The 16661-nt window shown below is 72.1% G+C and carries 20 protein-coding genes and 1 pseudogene; 12 read left to right on the forward strand and 9 right to left on the reverse strand.

Features of this window, described 5'->3' with window-relative positions:
- Positions 1-48: 48 nt before the first annotated feature.
- Positions 49-372 (forward strand): hypothetical protein, encoded by a 324-nt coding sequence (locus PBV52_RS03260; RefSeq protein ID WP_274236729.1) that lies wholly within the window; start codon positions 49-51, stop codon positions 370-372.
- A gap of 184 nt (positions 373-556) precedes the next feature.
- On the forward strand, positions 557-1099 hold the full coding sequence (locus tag PBV52_RS03265; protein WP_274236730.1) for an ATP-binding protein: 543 nt from the start codon (positions 557-559) through the stop codon (positions 1097-1099).
- Positions 1100-1356: 257 nt separating this feature from the next.
- On the opposite strand, the gene PBV52_RS03270 is transcribed toward PBV52_RS03265, so the two are convergent.
- From PBV52_RS03270 to PBV52_RS03280, 3 genes are read right to left on the reverse strand one after another with little or no spacing between them, the layout of a single operon-like run.
- The gene (locus tag PBV52_RS03270; protein ID WP_274236731.1) at positions 1357-3918 is read right to left on the reverse strand and encodes an ABC transporter permease; all 2562 of its coding nucleotides are present in this window, start codon (positions 3916-3918) and stop codon (positions 1357-1359) included.
- Positions 3915-4691 carry an ABC transporter ATP-binding protein gene (locus PBV52_RS03275; protein ID WP_274236732.1) on the reverse strand — a complete coding sequence of 259 codons (777 nt, stop codon included), beginning with the start codon at positions 4689-4691 and terminating at the stop codon, positions 3915-3917. The genes PBV52_RS03270 and PBV52_RS03275 overlap by 4 nt, the downstream gene beginning before the upstream one ends.
- A complete protein-coding gene (locus PBV52_RS03280; protein ID WP_274236733.1) occupies positions 4688-4969 on the reverse strand; it encodes an SHOCT domain-containing protein in 282 nt (93 codons plus the stop codon). The genes PBV52_RS03275 and PBV52_RS03280 overlap by 4 nt, the downstream gene beginning before the upstream one ends.
- Positions 4970-5198: 229 nt before the next feature.
- On the opposite strand from PBV52_RS03280, the gene PBV52_RS03285 reads away from it, so the two are divergent.
- From PBV52_RS03285 to PBV52_RS03300, 4 genes are read left to right on the forward strand one after another with little or no spacing between them, the layout of a single operon-like run.
- Complete coding sequence (locus tag PBV52_RS03285) at positions 5199-5789, forward strand: TetR/AcrR family transcriptional regulator (RefSeq protein WP_274236734.1); 591 nt, start codon at positions 5199-5201, stop codon at positions 5787-5789.
- An 11-nt stretch (positions 5790-5800) separates the two neighbouring features.
- On the forward strand, positions 5801-6373 hold the full coding sequence (locus PBV52_RS03290) for a DUF4865 family protein (RefSeq protein ID WP_274236735.1): 573 nt from the start codon (positions 5801-5803) through the stop codon (positions 6371-6373).
- A 32-nt stretch (positions 6374-6405) separates the two neighbouring features.
- On the forward strand, positions 6406-6582 hold the full coding sequence (locus tag PBV52_RS03295) for a DUF1272 domain-containing protein (protein ID WP_274236736.1): 177 nt from the start codon (positions 6406-6408) through the stop codon (positions 6580-6582).
- 24 nt (positions 6583-6606) lie between these two features.
- Positions 6607-7038: a tautomerase family protein gene (locus tag PBV52_RS03300; protein ID WP_274236737.1), complete on the forward strand. Its 432-nt coding sequence runs from the start codon at positions 6607-6609 to the stop codon at positions 7036-7038.
- On the opposite strand, the gene PBV52_RS03305 is transcribed toward PBV52_RS03300, so the two are convergent.
- Complete coding sequence (locus tag PBV52_RS03305; RefSeq protein ID WP_274236740.1) at positions 7035-7241, reverse strand: hypothetical protein; 207 nt, start codon at positions 7239-7241, stop codon at positions 7035-7037. The two genes, PBV52_RS03300 and PBV52_RS03305, sit on opposite strands and share 4 nt — an antisense overlap.
- Between PBV52_RS03305 and PBV52_RS03310 the strand changes: the two genes are divergently transcribed.
- From PBV52_RS03310 to PBV52_RS51600, 3 genes and pseudogenes are all read left to right on the forward strand, one after another.
- A complete protein-coding gene (locus tag PBV52_RS03310) occupies positions 7242-7550 on the forward strand; it encodes a hypothetical protein (RefSeq protein ID WP_274250011.1) in 309 nt (102 codons plus the stop codon).
- Between the two features lie 97 nt (positions 7551-7647).
- A pseudogene (locus tag PBV52_RS51595) lies at positions 7648-7782 on the forward strand (LysR substrate-binding domain-containing protein); the annotation flags it as partial.
- Between the two features lie 83 nt (positions 7783-7865).
- Positions 7866-8213: a LysR substrate-binding domain-containing protein gene (locus PBV52_RS51600; RefSeq protein ID WP_373921819.1), complete on the forward strand. Its 348-nt coding sequence runs from the start codon at positions 7866-7868 to the stop codon at positions 8211-8213.
- Here PBV52_RS51600 and PBV52_RS03320 read toward each other — a convergent pair.
- From PBV52_RS03320 to PBV52_RS03330, 3 genes are all read right to left on the reverse strand, one after another.
- The gene (locus PBV52_RS03320; protein WP_274236741.1) at positions 8200-8649 is read right to left on the reverse strand and encodes an RpiB/LacA/LacB family sugar-phosphate isomerase; all 450 of its coding nucleotides are present in this window, start codon (positions 8647-8649) and stop codon (positions 8200-8202) included. The two genes, PBV52_RS51600 and PBV52_RS03320, sit on opposite strands and share 14 nt — an antisense overlap.
- Positions 8650-8799: 150 nt before the next feature.
- Complete coding sequence (locus PBV52_RS03325; protein ID WP_274236742.1) at positions 8800-10038, reverse strand: ROK family protein; 1239 nt, start codon at positions 10036-10038, stop codon at positions 8800-8802.
- A 36-nt stretch (positions 10039-10074) separates the two neighbouring features.
- On the reverse strand, positions 10075-10740 hold the full coding sequence (locus PBV52_RS03330) for an alpha-ketoglutarate-dependent dioxygenase AlkB (RefSeq protein ID WP_274236743.1): 666 nt from the start codon (positions 10738-10740) through the stop codon (positions 10075-10077).
- A 68-nt stretch (positions 10741-10808) separates the two neighbouring features.
- On the opposite strand from PBV52_RS03330, the gene PBV52_RS03335 reads away from it, so the two are divergent.
- Positions 10809-11942 (forward strand): methyltransferase, encoded by a 1134-nt coding sequence (locus PBV52_RS03335; protein WP_274249248.1) that lies wholly within the window; start codon positions 10809-10811, stop codon positions 11940-11942.
- Between the two features lie 21 nt (positions 11943-11963).
- Here PBV52_RS03335 and PBV52_RS03340 read toward each other — a convergent pair whose 3' ends face one another.
- Both PBV52_RS03340 and PBV52_RS03345 read right to left on the reverse strand, forming a co-directional pair.
- Positions 11964-12818, reverse strand: a complete 855-nt coding sequence (locus PBV52_RS03340) for a ketose-bisphosphate aldolase (protein ID WP_274236744.1) — start codon at positions 12816-12818, stop codon at positions 11964-11966.
- 20 nt (positions 12819-12838) lie between these two features.
- Positions 12839-13720: an SIS domain-containing protein gene (locus PBV52_RS03345; RefSeq protein ID WP_274236745.1), complete on the reverse strand. Its 882-nt coding sequence runs from the start codon at positions 13718-13720 to the stop codon at positions 12839-12841.
- Between the two features lie 131 nt (positions 13721-13851).
- Here PBV52_RS03345 and PBV52_RS03350 point away from each other — a divergent pair, with 131 nt between their 5' ends.
- Both PBV52_RS03350 and PBV52_RS03355 read left to right on the forward strand, forming a co-directional pair.
- The gene (locus PBV52_RS03350) at positions 13852-14631 is read left to right on the forward strand and encodes a DeoR/GlpR family DNA-binding transcription regulator (RefSeq protein WP_274236746.1); all 780 of its coding nucleotides are present in this window, start codon (positions 13852-13854) and stop codon (positions 14629-14631) included.
- Positions 14632-14803: 172 nt separating this feature from the next.
- Positions 14804-16639, forward strand: coding sequence for a glycoside hydrolase family 15 protein (locus tag PBV52_RS03355; protein ID WP_274236747.1), 1836 nt, complete (start codon positions 14804-14806; stop codon positions 16637-16639).
- The last annotated feature ends 22 nt before the right edge of the window (positions 16640-16661 follow it).

A 16661-nucleotide genomic window follows, 5' to 3' on the forward strand; every position in this document is an offset into this window, starting at 1 on the left:
CCCGCACAGGACGAGCCGGCACACCGACGCGCACTAAGGGGGCGGGGCATGGCGGAGCCGGAGTTCAGGGCCACGGGCGTGCGGATCGGGAAGCGGCTGCGCTCGCTGACCCGGGCCGGGCAGGTACGGATCAGCGACGGCAGGGTGCAGCTGCTCACCAGCTACGGCAGCGAGATCGACAGCGCACCCGTGCAAGCGGTACGGGCGTCCAAGCCCTGGTTCTCGCCGGAAGACCGGGCGCTGGCGGACCTCAACGGCAAGCGCTACTCACTGACTCTGGGCGATCACGACCCCGCCCCGGGGGAGCCGGGTCCCCCCGCCGCGCGCCGGTTCATAGAGGCCGTACGGAAGGCTGCCGGACGTAAGGGCTGAGTCACCGCGAGTTGCGGTACCGCACCCCCTGCGTCACTCTGGTCTCACGTCACTCTGGGTTTACCGGCGATAACGCTGCGAACCAGCCCGCCGGCCACGACAGCAGGCGGCCGTTTCCTTCAAGCACCCTGCTGGATCCGTACTCCGTGTTCTTCCGGACCTCTTCAGTCGGGGAGTCGCAGCCGTGATCAGTTACCCAAGCAGGCACTGCGCGGTGGAGCTCCAAGCCCTGCCGTCGCGGATCGGCCAGGTCCGCAGAATCGTATCGGCGCAGTTGCGCTACTGGCATCTGGATCCCTTGATAGACCGCGCCGCGCTCGGTGTGACCGAGCTGTTGACCAACGTCCACCAGCACGCCCAGCCGGACAAGACGTGCACCGTCGAGATCGAGCTGCTGCTCGACCGGCTGACGGTCTCGGTGCGCGACCACGACCCGCGTCTGCCGGTCGTGGCAGATGGCGAGGGCATCGACACGCTCGCCACCTGCGGGCGCGGCCTCGCGATGGTGGCCGCGGTCAGCGAAAGCTGGGGCGTGCGGCCGGACGGGGACGCCGGGAAGGTCGTGTGGTTCACGCTTCCGACGCCCTCGGCCGCTCTGGCCGCGGTCGCGCGTCCGCTGCGGCGCACGACCGTGGAGAAGGCCGCGCACCGATTCGCGGAGGTCGGGTCGCGGGTCGACCTGCACAGGCCCGAACACGCTCCCGCCCGGTCGGCCGTTGTCGGCTGACCGGGCGGTGACACCTCTGGTGGTTCGTTCGCCTGCGGGGCGCCCAAGCCGGTGTCGAGACGGCGATCGTGCTCAGCCCTTCGGGCCTCCGCGCTCCCCCAGAGGGGGTACCCCCAGCCGTCTCGACACCGGCGCGCCCCTCCGGCTCTCTCACGGCCGTTGTCGTTGACCCACCGAGGTTGGTGGGCCCTTGCCGTTGGCCTTGTTGACCGTCGGCCGACCGCTGCTTCAGGGGCACGACGTCTGCCCCGTGAGCGTCACTCGGTGGCGATCGCGCGCAATACGTCCAGGCGTGCCGCCCTGCGCGCCGGGCGTAGGCCCGCCAGGGCTCCGGCGGTGAGGCCGACCAGAGCCACCACCGCGAGTTGCAGGGGCGGCATCGCGAAGGCGAAGGTGCTGTCGCTCGCGCCGTCGGAGGCCCTGACCAGGACCCAGCCGAGGAAGGCGCCGAGGGCGAGGCCGCCGACCGTGCCGAAGGCGGCCACCAGGACCGACTCCCAGCGGACCATCGCGCGCAGTTGGGAGCGGGTCTGGCCGACGGCCCTCAGCAGGCCGAGTTCGCGGGTGCGCTCGTGGATCGCCAGGGTGAGGGTGTTGGCGATGCCGAGGAGTGCGATGAGCACCGCGAGGGCGAGCAGTGCGTAGACGAGCGTGAGCATCATGTCGATGCCGCCGGCCGAGGACTGCGCGTACTCGTCACGGGTCTGCACCTCGGGGTTGCCGTACTGGACTGCGACCTTTTCCACCGCGGCCTTGCCGGCGTCCGCGCTGACGCCGTCCTTGAAGGAGACGGCGAGCAGGGTGTCGGCGTCCTGGGTGCGGTGCGGGGCCCAGGCGTCGCGGGTGATGACGTAGTCGCCGGCGAGTTCGGACTGGCCGTAGACCGCGCGGACCGTGAAGGTCTGCTTCTGGCCGTCGGTGAAGGTGAGCTGTGTGGTGTCGCCGGTGGTCAGGTTCTGCTTGTCGGCCTCCTTCTCGGTGATGGCTATGCCGTTCGCGCCGAGGTCGCGCAGGGAGCCCTGGACGTTGCCGAGGTCGAAAGTGCGCTCCAGAGCGACCGGGTCCGTGACCGTCAGCGCGCGTCCCTTGCCGTCCACTTCGGCGACTCCGCGGCCGAGGCCGACGGCCGTGTCCACCTCGGGCAGCCGCTGGACCGCGTCGGCGAGGCGCGGGCTCAGGCCGCTGCCGCCCGCGCCGAACGACGGGGTGCTGACGGCCACGTCGCCCGCGAAGGACCTGGACACCGTCTGGTCCATGGTCGCCTTCAGGGAGGCGCCGAACACCGTGAAGAGGGAGACGACGGCCACGCCGATCATCAGGGCGCTCGCGGTGGCGGCCGTCCGCTTCGGGCTGCGCAGGGCGTTACGGCGGGCGAGGCCGCCGGTGACGCCGCGCAGGCGGTCGAGGGGGCCGCCGAGGATCCGTACGGCCGTCGTGGAGGCGACCGGGCCGAGGACCACGAAAGCGGCCAGGGCCAGGACGGAGCCGGTGCCCGCCAGCCAGAGGGACGGCGTCACCAGGACGCCGCTGAGCGTCACGCCGACCGCGAGGGCCAGCAGGCCCAGGCCGGTGACGGCGCGGCGGCGGGAGGCGCCGGAGGTGTCGACGGCCGTCTCGCGCAGGGCGGCCAGCGGTGCGGTGCGGCCGGCGCGTGCGGCGGGCAGCAGTGCGGAGCCGAGGCAGACCACGATGCCGACCGCGAGCGGCAGGGCCATGGAGAGTGCGCTGATGACCAAGTCGCCCTCGGGGAAGGGGAATCCGATCGCCGGGAACAGCGCCTGCAGGCCGGCCGCGATGCCGATGCCGCCCGCGAGCCCGGCCACCGACGCGGTGACGGCCACGGCGGTCGCCTCGACGAGGGTCGACGCGGTGACCTGGCGGCGTGAGGCGCCGAGCGCGCGCAACAGGGCGTTCTCGCGGGTACGTTGGGCCACGACGATCGCGAAGGTGTTGTGGATGGAGAAGGTCGCCACCAGCAGGGCCACGCCGGAGAAGACCAGGAGGAAGGTGGTGAAGACGGTCAGGAACTGGCTGGAGATCATGTCGGTGTTCTCCTGGGCCGACTCCTGACCCGTGATGGCCTCAACGCCGTTGGGCAGTACGGGAGTCAGCTCGTCGACCAGCTCCTGCTGGCTGACGCCGGGCCCCGCCCGCACCTGGATGCTCGCCGCCTCGCCCGGCCCGGCCGTGAGGTACTTCTCGGCGTCGGCCTGGGTCATGCCGGTGAAGGTCACCTGGGCCATGCCGTCCTCGCCGCCGAAGGTCGCGAGGCCGACGACGGTCACCTTGATCGGGTCGGGCGTGCGCAGGGTCGTCGTGTCGCCGATGTTCAGGTCGCCGCGCTCGGCGGTGCCGCGGTCGATGACGACCTCGCCGGACTTCTGCGGGGTGCGGCCCTCGGCGAGCTGGTACGCGTTGAGCTCGGGGTCGGCGATCCAGTTGCCGGCGAGGGTGGGCGGGCCCTGGCCGCCGATCGGGTCGCCGTTCCTGCCGACGAGCTGGCCGGCGCCCTGGATGTTGGGCGCGGCGGCCGCGACGCCGGGGACCTGCTCGATCGTGCTCACCAGGTCGGTGTCGACGGGTTCGCGCACGCCTTCGCTCTCGCCGGGCGTGGTGATGGCGTCGGCGCTGCGGACGACGGCGTCCGTGCCGCTGGTGGCGTTGCCGAACATGGTGTCGAAGCCGGCGCGCAGGGTGTCGCCCATGACGAGGGTTCCGGCGAGGAAGGCCACGCCGAGGAACACCGCGAGGAACGTACCGGCGAAGCGGCGCTTGTGGGCGCGCAGGGAGGACAAGCTGAGGCGGACGGAGGCGTTCATGACGGCACCTCGAAGGCTTTCATGCGGTCCAGGACCTTGTCCGCGGTCGGGGATTCCATACGGTCGACCAGGCGTCCGTCGGCGAGGAAGAGGACCTCGTCGGCGTGGGCGGCGGCCACCGGGTCGTGGGTGACCATGACGACCGTGCGGGCCGTCTGGCGCACCGCGCGGCCCAGCAGGCCGAGGACCTCCTCGCCGGAGCGGGAGTCGAGGTTGCCGGTCGGCTCGTCGGCGAAGACGACGTCCGGTCGGCCGGCGAACGCCCGGGCCACGGCGACGCGTTGCTGCTGGCCGCCGGAGAGCTCGGAGGGCCGGTGGTGGAGCCGGTCGCGCAGGCCGACGACGTCGATCAGCGCGTCGATCCACTCCGGGTCGCCCTTGCCGCCGCGGTCGCCCTTGCCGCCCGCCAGGTCCAACGGCAGCCTGATGTTCTCCGCGACGGTCAGCGTCGGCACCAGGTTGAACGCCTGGAAGACGAAGCCGACGCGGTCGCGGCGCAGCAGGGTGAGGCGGCGGTCGTCGAGGCTGCTCAGCTCGGTGTCGCCGATGTGGGCGGTGCCCGAGGTGAGCGTGTCGAGGCCGGCCGCGCAGTGCATCAGGGTGGACTTGCCGGAGCCCGAGGGCCCCATGATCGCGGTGAAGCGGCCGACCGGGAAGTCGACGCTCACCCCGTCCAGGGCCCTCACGCTGGTGTCGCCGGTGCCGTACACCTTCACGGCGTCGACGACACGGGCGGCCGTCGGCGTGCTCGTCGTGGTGGTCGTGGCGGTCATGCCGCACCGCCCTTGCCGGCACGGCCGAACTGCTCGTCCAGGACGGACAGCCGGCGCCAGTACTCGTCCTCGTCGATCTCGCCGGAGGCGAAGCGGTGACCGAGCACCGTGAGGGGCGAGTTGTCGTCGGCGGCGGGCCGCCACGGGCCGCGGCGTCCGCGCCACACCGTGCGGCGCAGCAGCGTGATGCCGCCGATCACGACGGCCGCCCAGATCAGCGGGAAGAGCAGGATCCACGGGCCGGGGCCGCCGTCTGCGAAGTGAGCCAGGGTCTGCATCTCGAGTCATCTCCCGAGTCGGTTGGGAATGGGTCCTTTTCGGTGATGTCTTGAGACTCGCGCCGCAGAGGGGTCCGGGTCGTCGTACGGCCAGCGGCAGTGCGCGTACCTCGCGGGGAGTACGCGGGGCCGGCTCGGCTGCTTCGGAAGGGCTCGACCAGGACTCGACGAGGACTCGACGAGGACTCGACGAGGACTCGACGAGGACTCGACTTCTGTAACTACTAGTATGTACAGTGAGGGCATGAGCACCTCGGACACCTCGGACCGACTGATCGAGTCCACCCGGGAACTGCTGTGGGAGCGCGGCTATGTGGGCACCAGCCCCAAGGCCATCCTGGAGCGCGCGGGCGCCGGGCAGGGCAGCATGTACCACCACTTCAAGGGGAAGCCGGATCTCGCCCTGGCCGCGATCCGGCGTACCGCCGAGGAGATGCGGGCTACCGCCGCGGGAGTACTCGACGGTCCGGGAACGCCGTACGAGCGCATCGAGGCGTATCTGCGGCGCGAGCGCGATGTGCTGCGCGGCTGTCCGGTCGGGCGGCTGACGATGGACCCGGACGTGATCGCCAGCGACGAACTGCGGGCGCCCGTCGACGAGACGCTCGACTGGCTGCGTGAACGGCTCGCCGGGATCGTCGAGGAGGGCAAGGAGCAGGGCCAGTTCGCGCCCGGGCTCGACGGGGAGTCGATCGCGGCGACGATCGTCGCGACCGTCCAGGGCGGCTACGTCCTCGCCCGCGCGTCCGGTTCGCCCGCCGCCTTCGACGTGGGTGTCCGGGGGCTGCTCTCCCTTCTCGCACCGCACCAGGACCACTAGGAAGGCGCCCGATGCACGCGATGCAGTACGAGCTCACCCTGCCCGCCGACTACGACATGGGGATCATCCGCCGCCGCGTGGCCGGCAAGGGGCACCTGCTCGACGACTGGCCGGGCCTGGGCCTCAAGGCCTATCTGATGCGTGAGCGCGGTGTGCACGGATCGCCGGTCAACCAATACGCGCCGTTCTATCTGTGGAACACGGGCGCGGGCATGAACGCCTTCCTCTGGGGCGGCCCTTTCCAGGGCGTCGTCGACGACTTCGGCCGCCCGCCGGTCCGGCAGTGGTCCGGGCTGGCGTACGAGGAGGGCAGGGCCGCCGGCTTCCCCGCGCGGGTCGCGTTGCTGCGGCGCCAACAGGTGCCGGACGGGGAGCTGTTGACCGAGGTCGGGGCGGACGCGGCGCGGGAGACCGAGCGGCTGGCCGACGAGGACGGCGCGGTACTTTCGGCGGCTGCCGTGGACACCAGTCGTTGGGAGCTGATCCACTTCTCCCTCTGGGAGAACGACACACCCAAGGCCGACGGCGACGTGTACGAGGTGCTGCACCTGTCCGCGCCGGGGCGGGACCGATTGCCGGGCTGAAGGAATTGCCGGGCTGAAGGAAAGGCGAAGACATGGCACTGGAGATGCGCGATCGCTGCGAGCGCTGCGAGACGGCGGCCCTGCCGCTCGACGCACCTGCCCGTATCTGCTCGTACGAATGCACCTTCTGTGTGCCGTGCAGCGAGGCCATGCGGGACATCTGTCCCAACTGCGGTGGCGAGCTGGTCCCCAGACCTCGCCGTTCGTGACGTTCGCAGCAAGGAGACCCACACATGCCCTTCGTCCGCATCGACGCCCTGGGAGCCGACCCTGAGCGCCTCGACGCCCTCGGCCGTGCCGTGCACGACGCCCTGGTGGAGGCGATCGGGATCCCGCCCGACGACCGGTTCCAGGTGCTGGTCGGGCACGACGGCACCCGAAGCACTCTGCGCTATGACAGCGACTACCTCGGCATCCACCGGGACGACGGCCTCGTGTACGTCACGATCACCCTGCGTTCCGGGCGGACCCCCGCGCAGAAGCAGGCGCTGTACCGGCGGATCGCCGAGCTCGCCCACGCCTACGCGGGGACCGAGCCGCGGAACGTCTTCGTCAACCTCATCGAGAACGAGCCGATCAACTGGTCGTTCGGGGAGGGAGTGGCGCAGTACGCCGATGCCCCCGCCCCCGTCGATGCGCCCGCCCTCACCAGGCCGTCCTCCTAGGCCACGGCGGTGTCCACGGTCGGCCGGAGCTTCGCGGCCGCGGCCAGGGCCTCGTGCACCGGGTGGGTGTCGAAGGCCGTCAACGGAGCCGCGTCGGCCGGGTGTTCGGCGGCCGGGTAGGCGATCTGCTCGTACGCGGCCGGGAAGCGCGGGCCCCAGCGCCGGGCGCCGCGGCGGGCCGTGCAGGAGCAGTTGTCGACCATGTGGGCCACATCCCGGGCGTGCACATAGGGCAGCAGCGGGTCGACGGCCTCGATGACCGACTCGTTGACGATCTCCGACCAGTGGGGCCGCGCTCGGCGAACTCGTCGATCTGGGCCGTCATCGTGGCCACGAACACCCCGGCGGTGAACGGGTCGACCGGCAGCTCGCGTTCGGCCCGCCGGGCGTGCACCCGGTCGCCGACGGCCCACATCGGTGAGCCGCCGATCCTGCTCATCGGGCAGGCGCCGAGCCGCCGTTCGGTCAGGAGCACACTGCGCAGCTCGGTACCGTCGGCGACCTCGTCGTAGATCTCGGCGACGATCTCGCGGGCGGGCCCGTACGTCGCCGTGTACGCCCGGTCGAAGACAGACCGGCCGCCGCGGTCGAGGCCCTCCCGCCGACGCCGTGTTCGCCACGGTCACCGCCAGTCAGGCGCTGCTGCCCGACCTGCTGGCGCCGTTCCGCACCGCCCACCCCCAGGTGCGGCTCGATCCGTGCACCGGTGACGCGGCCGCGGCACTGGCCCGGCTGGACGAGGGCAAGGTGGACGTGGCCGTCGTGGGGATCCCGGCGCGGCTGCCGGAGTCGCTGGTGAGCCGGACGGCGCGGTGCCGGAGCTGGTCATGGTGTCCGCACGGGACCGTCCCGGCCCCGGCATCGAGGGCCCCTTCGTCCTTCCCCACCGAGGGCTGGTCCGCGAGGCCGCCGACCGCTGGTTCCGCGCCCGCGGCACGACACGCGAGGTGGCCTGCGAACCCGAAGGCCACGAAGGGCTGTTGACGCTGGTCGCCCTGGGGTGCGGCACGGGTGTGGTGCCGCGTCTGGTGCTGGAGCACAGTGCGGTGCGCGACCGGCTCTCTGTCGTCCCCGGCGATCCGCCGCCGGAGCCGTTCCCGATCGGGCTGTGCGTCCGGCGGGCCGATCTGCGGCGACCGCTGGTGGCAGCCTTGTGGAGCCTTACGGCTCCCTGAGGTCCAGGCGGCCGACGTGGGCCACGTTCTCCCGGTCCTCGGCGTCCGCGCTGGCCTCGGCCGCGAACCAGGCGTCGAGGATCTCCTTGAGCAAGGGCTCGGACGTCAGACGCAGGCTGAGCGCGAGCACATTGGCGTCGTTCCAGCGGCGAGCGCCGTCCGCCGTGTACGCGTCCGTGCACAGGGCGGCCCGTACGCCCGGCACCTTGTTCGCGGCGATCGACGCGCCCGTGCCGGTCCAGCAGCACACGACCGCCTGGTCGGCCGTCCCAGCGGCGACCTCGCGGGCGGCCGCCTCGGAGCAGGCGGCCCACTGGGGGTCGTCGCCGGGGCTGAGCGCCCCGTGGGTGACGACGTCGTGACCGCGGCCGCGCAGCTCGGTGACGAGGAGACGGGCCACGGGTTCGTCCATGTCCGAGGAGACGGAGATCCGCATGTCACGAAGGGTACCCAGGTCCGCCGCGAGTGGGGCGGGCCGAGTCAGGGGCGGGCTGGTCGGCGAGTGACGGGGGTACGGGGACACGCCTCGGGTACGCCTCGAGCTCGGTCTGCCGCCGCGGGGCAGACGGGAATTGTCCGACAGGCCCTAGGCGAGCGCCGCCAACGGATCGTCCAGCACCGGCTGCCAGGCCAGCTCGGCAGCACCGACGAGGCTGTTGTGGTCCAGGGTGCACGCGAGGATCGGGACGCCCCCGCTCTGGCCCCACAGGCTGCGGTCGGCGACGACCGCGCGCAGGCGCTCGGGGTCGGCGTCCAGGAGGGTGCGGTGGAGGCCGCCGAGGATGATGCGGTCCGGGTTGAGGATGTTGACCAGGCCGGCCAGGCCCAGGCCGAGGCGGTCGATGAGGGCCTCGGTGGCCGTGCGGACCGCGGGGTTGTCGTACCGGGTGCGGATCAGGTCCTTGGCCTGCTGAAGCAGATTGACCTCGGGGCCCGGCTCGCGGCCGGCCGCCGTGAGGAGGGCCAGCGGGTCGGCCTCGACGTCGAGGCAGCCGCGGCTGCCGCAGTGGCAGGGTCTGCCCTCGGGGTTCACGGTGAGGTGGCCGACCTCCAGGGCCAGGCCCGAACTGCCGGTGTGCAGACGGCCGTCCAGCACGAGCGCACCGCCCACGCCCCGGTGCCCGGTGGCCACGCACAGCAGATGCCGGGCGCCGCGACCCGCGCCGTGCCGGTGCTCGGCGAGGGCGGCGAGGTTGACGTCGTTGCCGGCGAAGGCCGGTCCGGTGATCCCGGCCTCGCGCACGCGCTCCGCGAAGATACGGCGGACGGGCGCACCCACGGGCCAGGCCAGGTGCAGCGGGTTGAGCGCCAGGCCGTCCGGTTCCGCCACGGCGGACGGTACGGCGAGTCCGGCGCCGACGCAGCGCCGTCCGGTCGTGCGCAGCAGGTCGGCGCCCGCTTCGACGACCGAGCCGAGGACCTTGGCGGGATCGGCGTCCACCGTCTCGCAGCCGGGCGCGGTGGCGACGATACGGCCGCCGAGGCCGACCAGCGCCGCCCGGAAGCCGTCGGCGTGCACCTGTGCGGCGAGGACGACCGGGCCGTCCTCGGCGACCGCCAGCCGGTGCGAGGGCCGCCCCTGCGAACCGGCTGCCGCGCCTGGCCGGGCGTCGACCCGGATCAGGCCGAGCGCCTCCAGTTCGGCGGCGACCGCGCCGGCCGTGGCCCGGGTCACCCCGAGCTCGGCGGTGAGGACGGCACGCGTGGGGGCGCGTCCGGTGTGCACGAGCTCCAACGCGGGTCCGAGCGCACCGCGCCCCCGGTCCAACCGCGTCCTTGACGTGGTTCCTTCCCCCGCCGACCGGGGGTCCGCCTTGCCGCTCATGAGGGCGAGTCTCCCATGATCCGCAGATGCGGCGGCCTACAGCCCGCTCACTCTGAGCGTGATGTTCAACCGCCCGGTCAGCCCCAACTCCGGCGGTCCGGTGCCCGGCTGCACCCTCGGCACGCCGTGGTGGGCGAGCCGCGACGGGCCGCCGAACACGAACAGATCGCCGCTGCGCAGCTCGACGTCCATGTAGGGCCGGGTCCGGGTCTCGGTGTTGCCGAAGCGGAAGACGCAGGTGTCGCCGAGGCTCAGGGACACCACCGGGGCGTCCGACTTCTCGTCGCTGTCGCGGTGCATGCCCATGCGGGCATCGGCGTCGTAGAAGTTGATCAGGGCGATGTCGTACGCCGGCCCTGGTCCGCCCTGTGCGTCCCCGTCCGCTTCCCCGAGCGTGTCCCGCACCGCGCGCCGGCCCAGCTCGCCCAGCCACTCGGGGAACGGTTTCACCGGGGCGCCGTCGCCGTCGACGATCGTGCGGGCGTAGGCGTACGGGTACCAGTGCCAGCCCAGGCAGACCTGCCGGGCGGTCATGGTGCCGCCGCCGGGGGTGTGGACCGTACGCAGGCCGGCCGGTGGGCGTGCCCACTCGCGGCAGGCCTCCAGCAGCTCGCGCTGGCGGTCCGGATCCAGCCAGTCGGGCACATGCACCGCTGACGGCGCGACCTCCGTACGTTCCCGGGGGAACAGCTCGGCGTCCATGCCTCCCATACTCCCCCACCGGCCGTGAGCTGCGGCTCGGCTAGCCTTGACGCACGATGAACGACCGTATGACGACGCCCTGGGGCGAGCTCGCGCTGACCCGTTTCCCCGAGGACCCGCGTGACAGGCTGCGTGCCTGGGACGCCTCCGACGAGTACCTCCTCAGGCATCTGGCGGAGCAGGAGATCCCGCTGTCCGGCACGGTCGTGGTGGTCGGTGATCGCTGGGGTGCCCTGGTCACGGCGCTCGCTGCGCACCAGCCCGTGCAGATCACGGACTCCCACCTGACCCAGGAGGCGACCCGGGCCAACCTCGACCGCGGCGGCGTCGAGCCCGGCTCCGTCCGCCTGCTCACCACGCAGGATCCGCCGCCGGAGCGCGTCGACGTCCTGCTCGTGCGGGTGCCGAAGAGCCTGGCGCTGCTGGAGGACCAGCTGCTGCGGCTGGCGCCCGCGGTGCACGAGGGCACGGTGGTGGTCGGCGCCGGGATGGTGAAGGAGATCCACACCTCGACGCTCCAGCTGTTCGAGCGGATCCTCGGCCCGACCCGCACCTCGCTCGCCGAGAAGAAGGCGCGGCTGATCTTCTGCACGCCGCAGCCGTCGCCGACCCGGCCCGCCAACCCGTGGCCGTACACCTACACGCTCCCCGCCGGCATCGGCACGGTCTCGGGGCGCACGGTCGTCAATCACGCGGGCGTCTTCTGCGCCGACCGGCTCGACATCGGTACGCGGTTCTTCCTGGGGCACCTTCCGGACGGCAAGGGCGCCCAGCGGGTGGTGGACCTCGGGTGCGGCAACGGCGTCGTCGGTACGGCGGTGGCGCTGGCGAACCCGGAGGCCGAGGTGCTGTTCGTGGACGAGTCGTTCCAGGCCGTGGCCTCGGCGGAGGCGACGTACAAGGCGAACGGGGTGCAGGGCCACGCCGAGTTCCGGGTCGGGGACGGGCTGGCGGGCGTGCCGGCCGGGAGCGTCGACCTCGTGCTCAACAATCCGCCGTTCCACTCCCACCAGGCGACGACCGACGCGACGGCCTGGCGGATGTTCACGGGGGCGCGGCGCGCGCTCAGGCCGGGCGGCGAGCTGTGGGTGATCGGCAACCGGCACCTCGGCTACCACGTGAAGCTGCGGCGGCTGTTCGGCAACAGTCAACTCGTCGCCGGTGACCCGAAGTTCGTGGTGCTGAGGGCCGTCAAGCGGTAGGCGTCAGGGTGTACGGCCGCGTCAGGGAGCCCTCAGCACCCCGATGATGTCGGCCACCGCCCGTACCATCGCCTCGCGCCCCACACTCAGGTACTTGCGTGAGTCGACCGCCTCGGGGTGGGCGGCGAGGAAGTCGCGGATCGCTCCCGTCATGGCGATGTTGAGGGCCGTGCCGATGTTGACCTTGGCGATGCCGCCCGCGACCGCCGCGGTCAGTTCGCCGTCGGGGACGCCGGAGGAACCGTGCAGGACGAGGGGGACGTCCAGGGTGGCGGACAGGCGCTTGAGGAGCTCGTGGTCGAGGGTGGCGGTGCGGGTGGTCATGGCGTGCGAGCTGCCGATGGCGACCGCGAGCGCGTCGACGCCGGAGCCGGTGACGAAGGCGTGGGCCTCGGCGGGGTCGGTGCGGGCACCGGGGGCGTGGGCGTCGAGCGGAGCCTCGCCGTTCTTGCCGCCCAGTCGGCCCAGCTCGGCCTCGATCCAGAGGCCTTGGGCGTGCGCCCAGTCGACGGCGGCCTTCGTGGCGGCGAGGTTGTCCGCGTACGGCAGTCGGGCCGCGTCGTACATCACGGAGCTGAACCCGGCGCCCGGCGCCTGGCGCAGCAGGTCGTCGCTCTGGACGTGGTCGAGGTGCAACGCGACGGGGACGGCGGCCCGTTCGGCGGCGGCGACGGCCGCGCGGGCGAGCGGGAGCAGGCGTCCGTAGCGGAACTTGACGGCGTTCTCGCTGACTTGGAGCACGACGGACGAACTCACCGACTCCGCACCGGCGATGACGGCCTCGACATGCTCCAGGGTGATGACGTTGAAGGCGGCGACGGCGGAGCGGGCTGCGGCGGCGCGGGTGATGAGCTCGCCGGTGGTCACGAGGGGCACGGCTCTCCTTTCTCGGTGCGTCAGGGGGCGAGGATCACCGAGCGGGTGAGGTGGCGCGGCTGGTCCGGATCGAGGCCGCGGGCCGCGGCGACGGCGACCGCGAGCCGCTGGGCGCGGACCAGTTCGGCGAGGGGGTCGAGGCGGCCCTCGATCCACAGTCCGCCGGTGGCGCGGACCTGTTCGGCCAGCCCGTCGGGCGCCTCGCCGAACATCCAGGTGGCGGTGGAGCTCGTGGTGATGCTGATCGGGCCGTGCCGGTACTCCATGGCCGGGTAGGCCTCCGTCCAGGACAGCGACGCCTCGCGCATCTTCAGCCCGGCCTCGTTGGCCAGCCCCACCGTCCAGCCACGGCCGAGGAAGGTGAACTGCCCGCACTCCACGAGCTCTTCGGGCAGTTCGCCGACGAGTGCGGTGCGGGCGTCGGCGACGACGGCGTCGGTGTGCAGGCCGAGGTGGGCGCGGAGCAGGGTGAGGGCGGTGGTCGCGAACCGGGTCTGCACGACGGACCGTTCGTCCGCGTAGTCGAGGACGACGACCTCGTCGGCGGCCGTCATGACGGGCGTGTTCGGGTCGGCGGTGATCGCCGTGGTATGTGTACGTCCCTTCAGCCGTCCCAGCAGGTCCAGCACTTCGGTCGTGGTACCGGAGCGGGTGAGGGCGACGACTCGGTCGTACGCCCGCCCGGGCGGGAACTCCGACGCGGCGAAGGCGTCCGTCTCCCCCTGGCCCGATCCCTCGCGCAGCGCGGCGAACGCCTGCGCCATGAAGTACGACGTGCCGCAGCCGACGACCGCGACCCGCTCCCTGGGCGCCGGCAGCGCCCCGCCGAGGCCGGCCGCCTCCGCCGAGGCGCGTGTCCAGCACTCGGGCTGGCTGTTGAGCTCGTCCTCGACATGCGTCATGCCGCCGCCCTCCGCATTTCCACCCATGAATGATTGTTCTTGCAAGATAGCCCCAGCTTTCGAGCAGAATCAAGCATTCCGGTCGAGAGGCGTGCGCTAAGGTCGCCGGGAGATCGAGGAATGGAGGGCGGATGTCGCGCGACGCCCGCTGGAAGGCACTGCTGGAGCTGCTCGTCGAGCGGGGCCGGCTGGACGTCGAGGAGGCGGCCGCCGAGCTGGAGGTGTCGTCCGCCACGATCCGCCGCGACTTCGACCAGCTCGCCGAGCAGCAGATGCTCGTGCGCACCCGGGGCGGCGCGGTCGTGCACGGGGTGTCGTACGAACTGCCGCTGCGCTACAAGACGGCCCGGCACGCATCCGAAAAGCAGCGCATCGCCAAGGCGGTGGCCGACCTCATCGCGCCCGGCGAGGCGGTGGGGCTGACCGGCGGCACGACGACCACCGAGGTGGCGCGGGCCCTGGCCGTGCGCAGCGACCTGGCGTCCGGGGCGCCCGCGCTGACGATCGTCACCAACGCGCTCAACATCGCCAACGAGCTGGCCGTGCGCCCCCAGTTCAAGATCGTGGTCACCGGCGGGGTCGCGCGCCCGCAGTCGTACGAGCTCATCGGGCCGCTCGCGGACGCGGTGCTGGCCCAGATCACCATCGACGTGGCGGTGCTCGGTGTCGTCGCCTTCGACGCCACGCACGGCGCCGCCGCGCACGACGAGGCGGAGGCGGCGATCAACCGGCTGCTGTGCGAGCGGGCCGAGCGCGTGATCGTGGCCGCGGACTCCAGCAAGCTGGGCCAGCGGGCGTTCGCCCGGATCTGTGCGGCCGACGCGGTGAACACGCTGGTCACGGACACGGCGGCCGCTCCCGACACCATACGGAGTTTTGAGGAGGCGGGTCTGAGGGTCGTCGCGGTCTGAGGTCGGCGCGGCTTGAGCGTCGGCCCGGCTTGAGCATCGGCGGCTTGAGCGTCGGCGCGGTCCGGTCCCCTGATCCCCCTCGCCCGGCCCCCGGTCCCCCGGTGCCGGCCCGCTCCCGGCCGATTCCACCTACGCTGGGATCGAGGCGCATGGCGGGCCCAGGGAGGCTGCGATGAGCACGACACCGATCGATGGGGACGTACGGGCGGCATCGCACTATGTGCCGATCGCCGAGCACGGGCTGATCGGCGATCTGCGCAGCGTGGCCCTGGTGGGGACGGACGGCACGATCGACTGGTACTGCTGTCCGGCCTTCGACGCCCCGAGCGTCTTCGCGGCGATCCTGGACGCGGAGCGGGGCGGCTGTTTCGAGCTGGCGGCGGCCGTGCCGGCGCGGACCAAGCAGTTCTACTTCCCGGACACGAACGTCCTGATCACCCGGTTCTTCACCGAGGACGGCGTCGGCGAGGTGCAGGACTTCATGCCGGTGGACGGCGGCCTGGCGGAGACCGAACGGCACCGGCTGATCCGGCGCGTGGTGTGCGTCCGCGGGTCGATCCCCTTCCGTACGCGGGTGGCGCCGCGCTTCGACTACGGCACCCGGCCGCACACCGTCCACCAGGTGGGCGACGTCGCGGTCTTCGAGTCCGAGAAGCTGTCGCTCGGGCTGACCGCGACCATGCCGCTGGAGGTCGACGGGCCGGACGTGCACGCCGACTTCAAGCTCTCCGAGGGCGAGTCGGCGGTGTTCGCGCTGGACCAGATCGGCGGCGAGGTGAACCCGCGCCGGTGCGCGCGGACCGAGGCGGAGGAGCAGTTCAACAGCACGGTGGCGTACTGGCGGCACTGGCTGTCCGCCTCCAAGTACCGGGGCCGCTGGCGGGAGATGGTGCACCGCTCCGCGCTCACCCTGAAGCTGCTCACCTACGCGCCGACCGGCGCGATCGTGGCCGCGCCGACGACGAGCCTGCCCGAGCAGCTGGGCGGCGAACGCAACTGGGACTACCGGTACGTGTGGGTGCGCGACGCCGCCTTCTGTGTGTACGCGCTGCTACGGCTGGGCTTCACGGGTGAGGCCGGGGCGTTCATGCAGTTCCTGACCCGGTATGTCAGCCGGGGCGACGGCTCTACCACCGGTCCGCTGCAGGTCCTTTACGGCATCGACGGCCGCACCGATCTGCCCGAGCGCGAACTCGACCACCTTCAGGGGCATCTCGGCTCCGCCCCGGTGCGGATCGGCAACGCCGCCGCCGACCAGCTCCAGCTCGACATCTACGGCGCGCTGATCGACTCCATCTACCTCTACGACAAGTGGGCGCAGCCGATCTCCAGCGACCAGTGGGACGAAGTGTGCGCGCTGGTGGACTGGGTGTGCGAGCACTGGGACCAGCCCGACGAGGGCATCTGGGAGACGCGCGGCGGCCGCAAGAACTTCCTGTACTCGCGGCTGATGTGCTGGGTGGCGATCGAACGGGGCATCCGCATGGCCAACCGGCGCGGACTGCCCGCCGATCTGCCGCGCTGGCAGCAGTGCCGGGACACCATCTACCGGCGGATCATGCGCCGGGGCTGGTCCGAGACCCGCCAGGCCTTCGTCCAGCACGAGGACGGCGACGTGCTCGACGCGGCCGTGCTGATGATGCCGCTGACGAAGTTCATCTCGCCGACGGACCCCAAGTGGCTGTCCACCCTCGACGCCCTCACCCAGGACCTGGTGTCCGACTCGCTGGTCTACCGCTACGACCCGGCGGCGAGCCCCGACGGACTGCACGGCGACGAGGGCACGTTCTCGATCTGCTCGTTCTGGTACGTCGAGGCGATGGTCCGCGCCGGCCGGGTCGACGAGGCACGGCTGGCCTTCGAGAAGATGCTGACGTACGCCAACCATCTGGGCCTCTATGCCGAGGAGATCAGCCACACGGGCGAGCAACAGGGCAACTTCCCTCAGGCGTTCACCCACCTCGCCCTGATCAGTGCGGCTTTCAATCTGGATCGCGCCCTGGGGTGACCGGAGTTCACCGGGAAGCGGT

It is taken from the genome of Streptomyces sp. T12, assembly GCF_028736035.1.
GTDB lineage: Bacteria > Actinomycetota > Actinomycetes > Streptomycetales > Streptomycetaceae > Streptomyces.

What these genes read in the sequence shown, in the direction of transcription:
- PBV52_RS03260 (WP_274236729.1), top strand. Translation starts at nt 49, where the DNA reads ATGGCGGAGCCGGAGTTCAGGGCCACGGGCGTGCGGATCGGGAAGCGG.
- PBV52_RS03270 (WP_274236731.1), bottom strand. Translation starts at nt 3,918, where the DNA reads ATGAACGCCTCCGTCCGCCTCAGCTTGTCCTCCCTGCGCGCCCACAAG.
- PBV52_RS03275 (WP_274236732.1), bottom strand. Translation starts at nt 4,691, where the DNA reads ATGACCGCCACGACCACCACGACGAGCACGCCGACGGCCGCCCGTGTC.
- PBV52_RS03280 (WP_274236733.1), bottom strand. Translation starts at nt 4,969, where the DNA reads ATGCAGACCCTGGCTCACTTCGCAGACGGCGGCCCCGGCCCGTGGATC.
- PBV52_RS03285 (WP_274236734.1), top strand. Translation starts at nt 5,199, where the DNA reads ATGTACAGTGAGGGCATGAGCACCTCGGACACCTCGGACCGACTGATC.
- PBV52_RS03290 (WP_274236735.1), top strand. Translation starts at nt 5,801, where the DNA reads ATGCACGCGATGCAGTACGAGCTCACCCTGCCCGCCGACTACGACATG.
- PBV52_RS03295 (WP_274236736.1), top strand. Translation starts at nt 6,406, where the DNA reads ATGGCACTGGAGATGCGCGATCGCTGCGAGCGCTGCGAGACGGCGGCC.
- PBV52_RS03300 (WP_274236737.1), top strand. Translation starts at nt 6,607, where the DNA reads ATGCCCTTCGTCCGCATCGACGCCCTGGGAGCCGACCCTGAGCGCCTC.
- PBV52_RS03305 (WP_274236740.1), bottom strand. Translation starts at nt 7,241, where the DNA reads ATGGTCGACAACTGCTCCTGCACGGCCCGCCGCGGCGCCCGGCGCTGG.
- PBV52_RS51600 (WP_373921819.1), top strand. Translation starts at nt 7,866, where the DNA reads ATGGTGTCCGCACGGGACCGTCCCGGCCCCGGCATCGAGGGCCCCTTC.
- PBV52_RS03320 (WP_274236741.1), bottom strand. Translation starts at nt 8,649, where the DNA reads ATGCGGATCTCCGTCTCCTCGGACATGGACGAACCCGTGGCCCGTCTC.
- PBV52_RS03325 (WP_274236742.1), bottom strand. Translation starts at nt 10,038, where the DNA reads ATGAGCGGCAAGGCGGACCCCCGGTCGGCGGGGGAAGGAACCACGTCA.
- PBV52_RS03330 (WP_274236743.1), bottom strand. Translation starts at nt 10,740, where the DNA reads ATGGACGCCGAGCTGTTCCCCCGGGAACGTACGGAGGTCGCGCCGTCA.
- PBV52_RS03335 (WP_274249248.1), top strand. Translation starts at nt 10,809, where the DNA reads ATGACGACGCCCTGGGGCGAGCTCGCGCTGACCCGTTTCCCCGAGGAC.
- PBV52_RS03345 (WP_274236745.1), bottom strand. Translation starts at nt 13,720, where the DNA reads ATGACGCATGTCGAGGACGAGCTCAACAGCCAGCCCGAGTGCTGGACA.
- PBV52_RS03350 (WP_274236746.1), top strand. Translation starts at nt 13,852, where the DNA reads ATGTCGCGCGACGCCCGCTGGAAGGCACTGCTGGAGCTGCTCGTCGAG.
- PBV52_RS03355 (WP_274236747.1), top strand. Translation starts at nt 14,804, where the DNA reads ATGAGCACGACACCGATCGATGGGGACGTACGGGCGGCATCGCACTAT.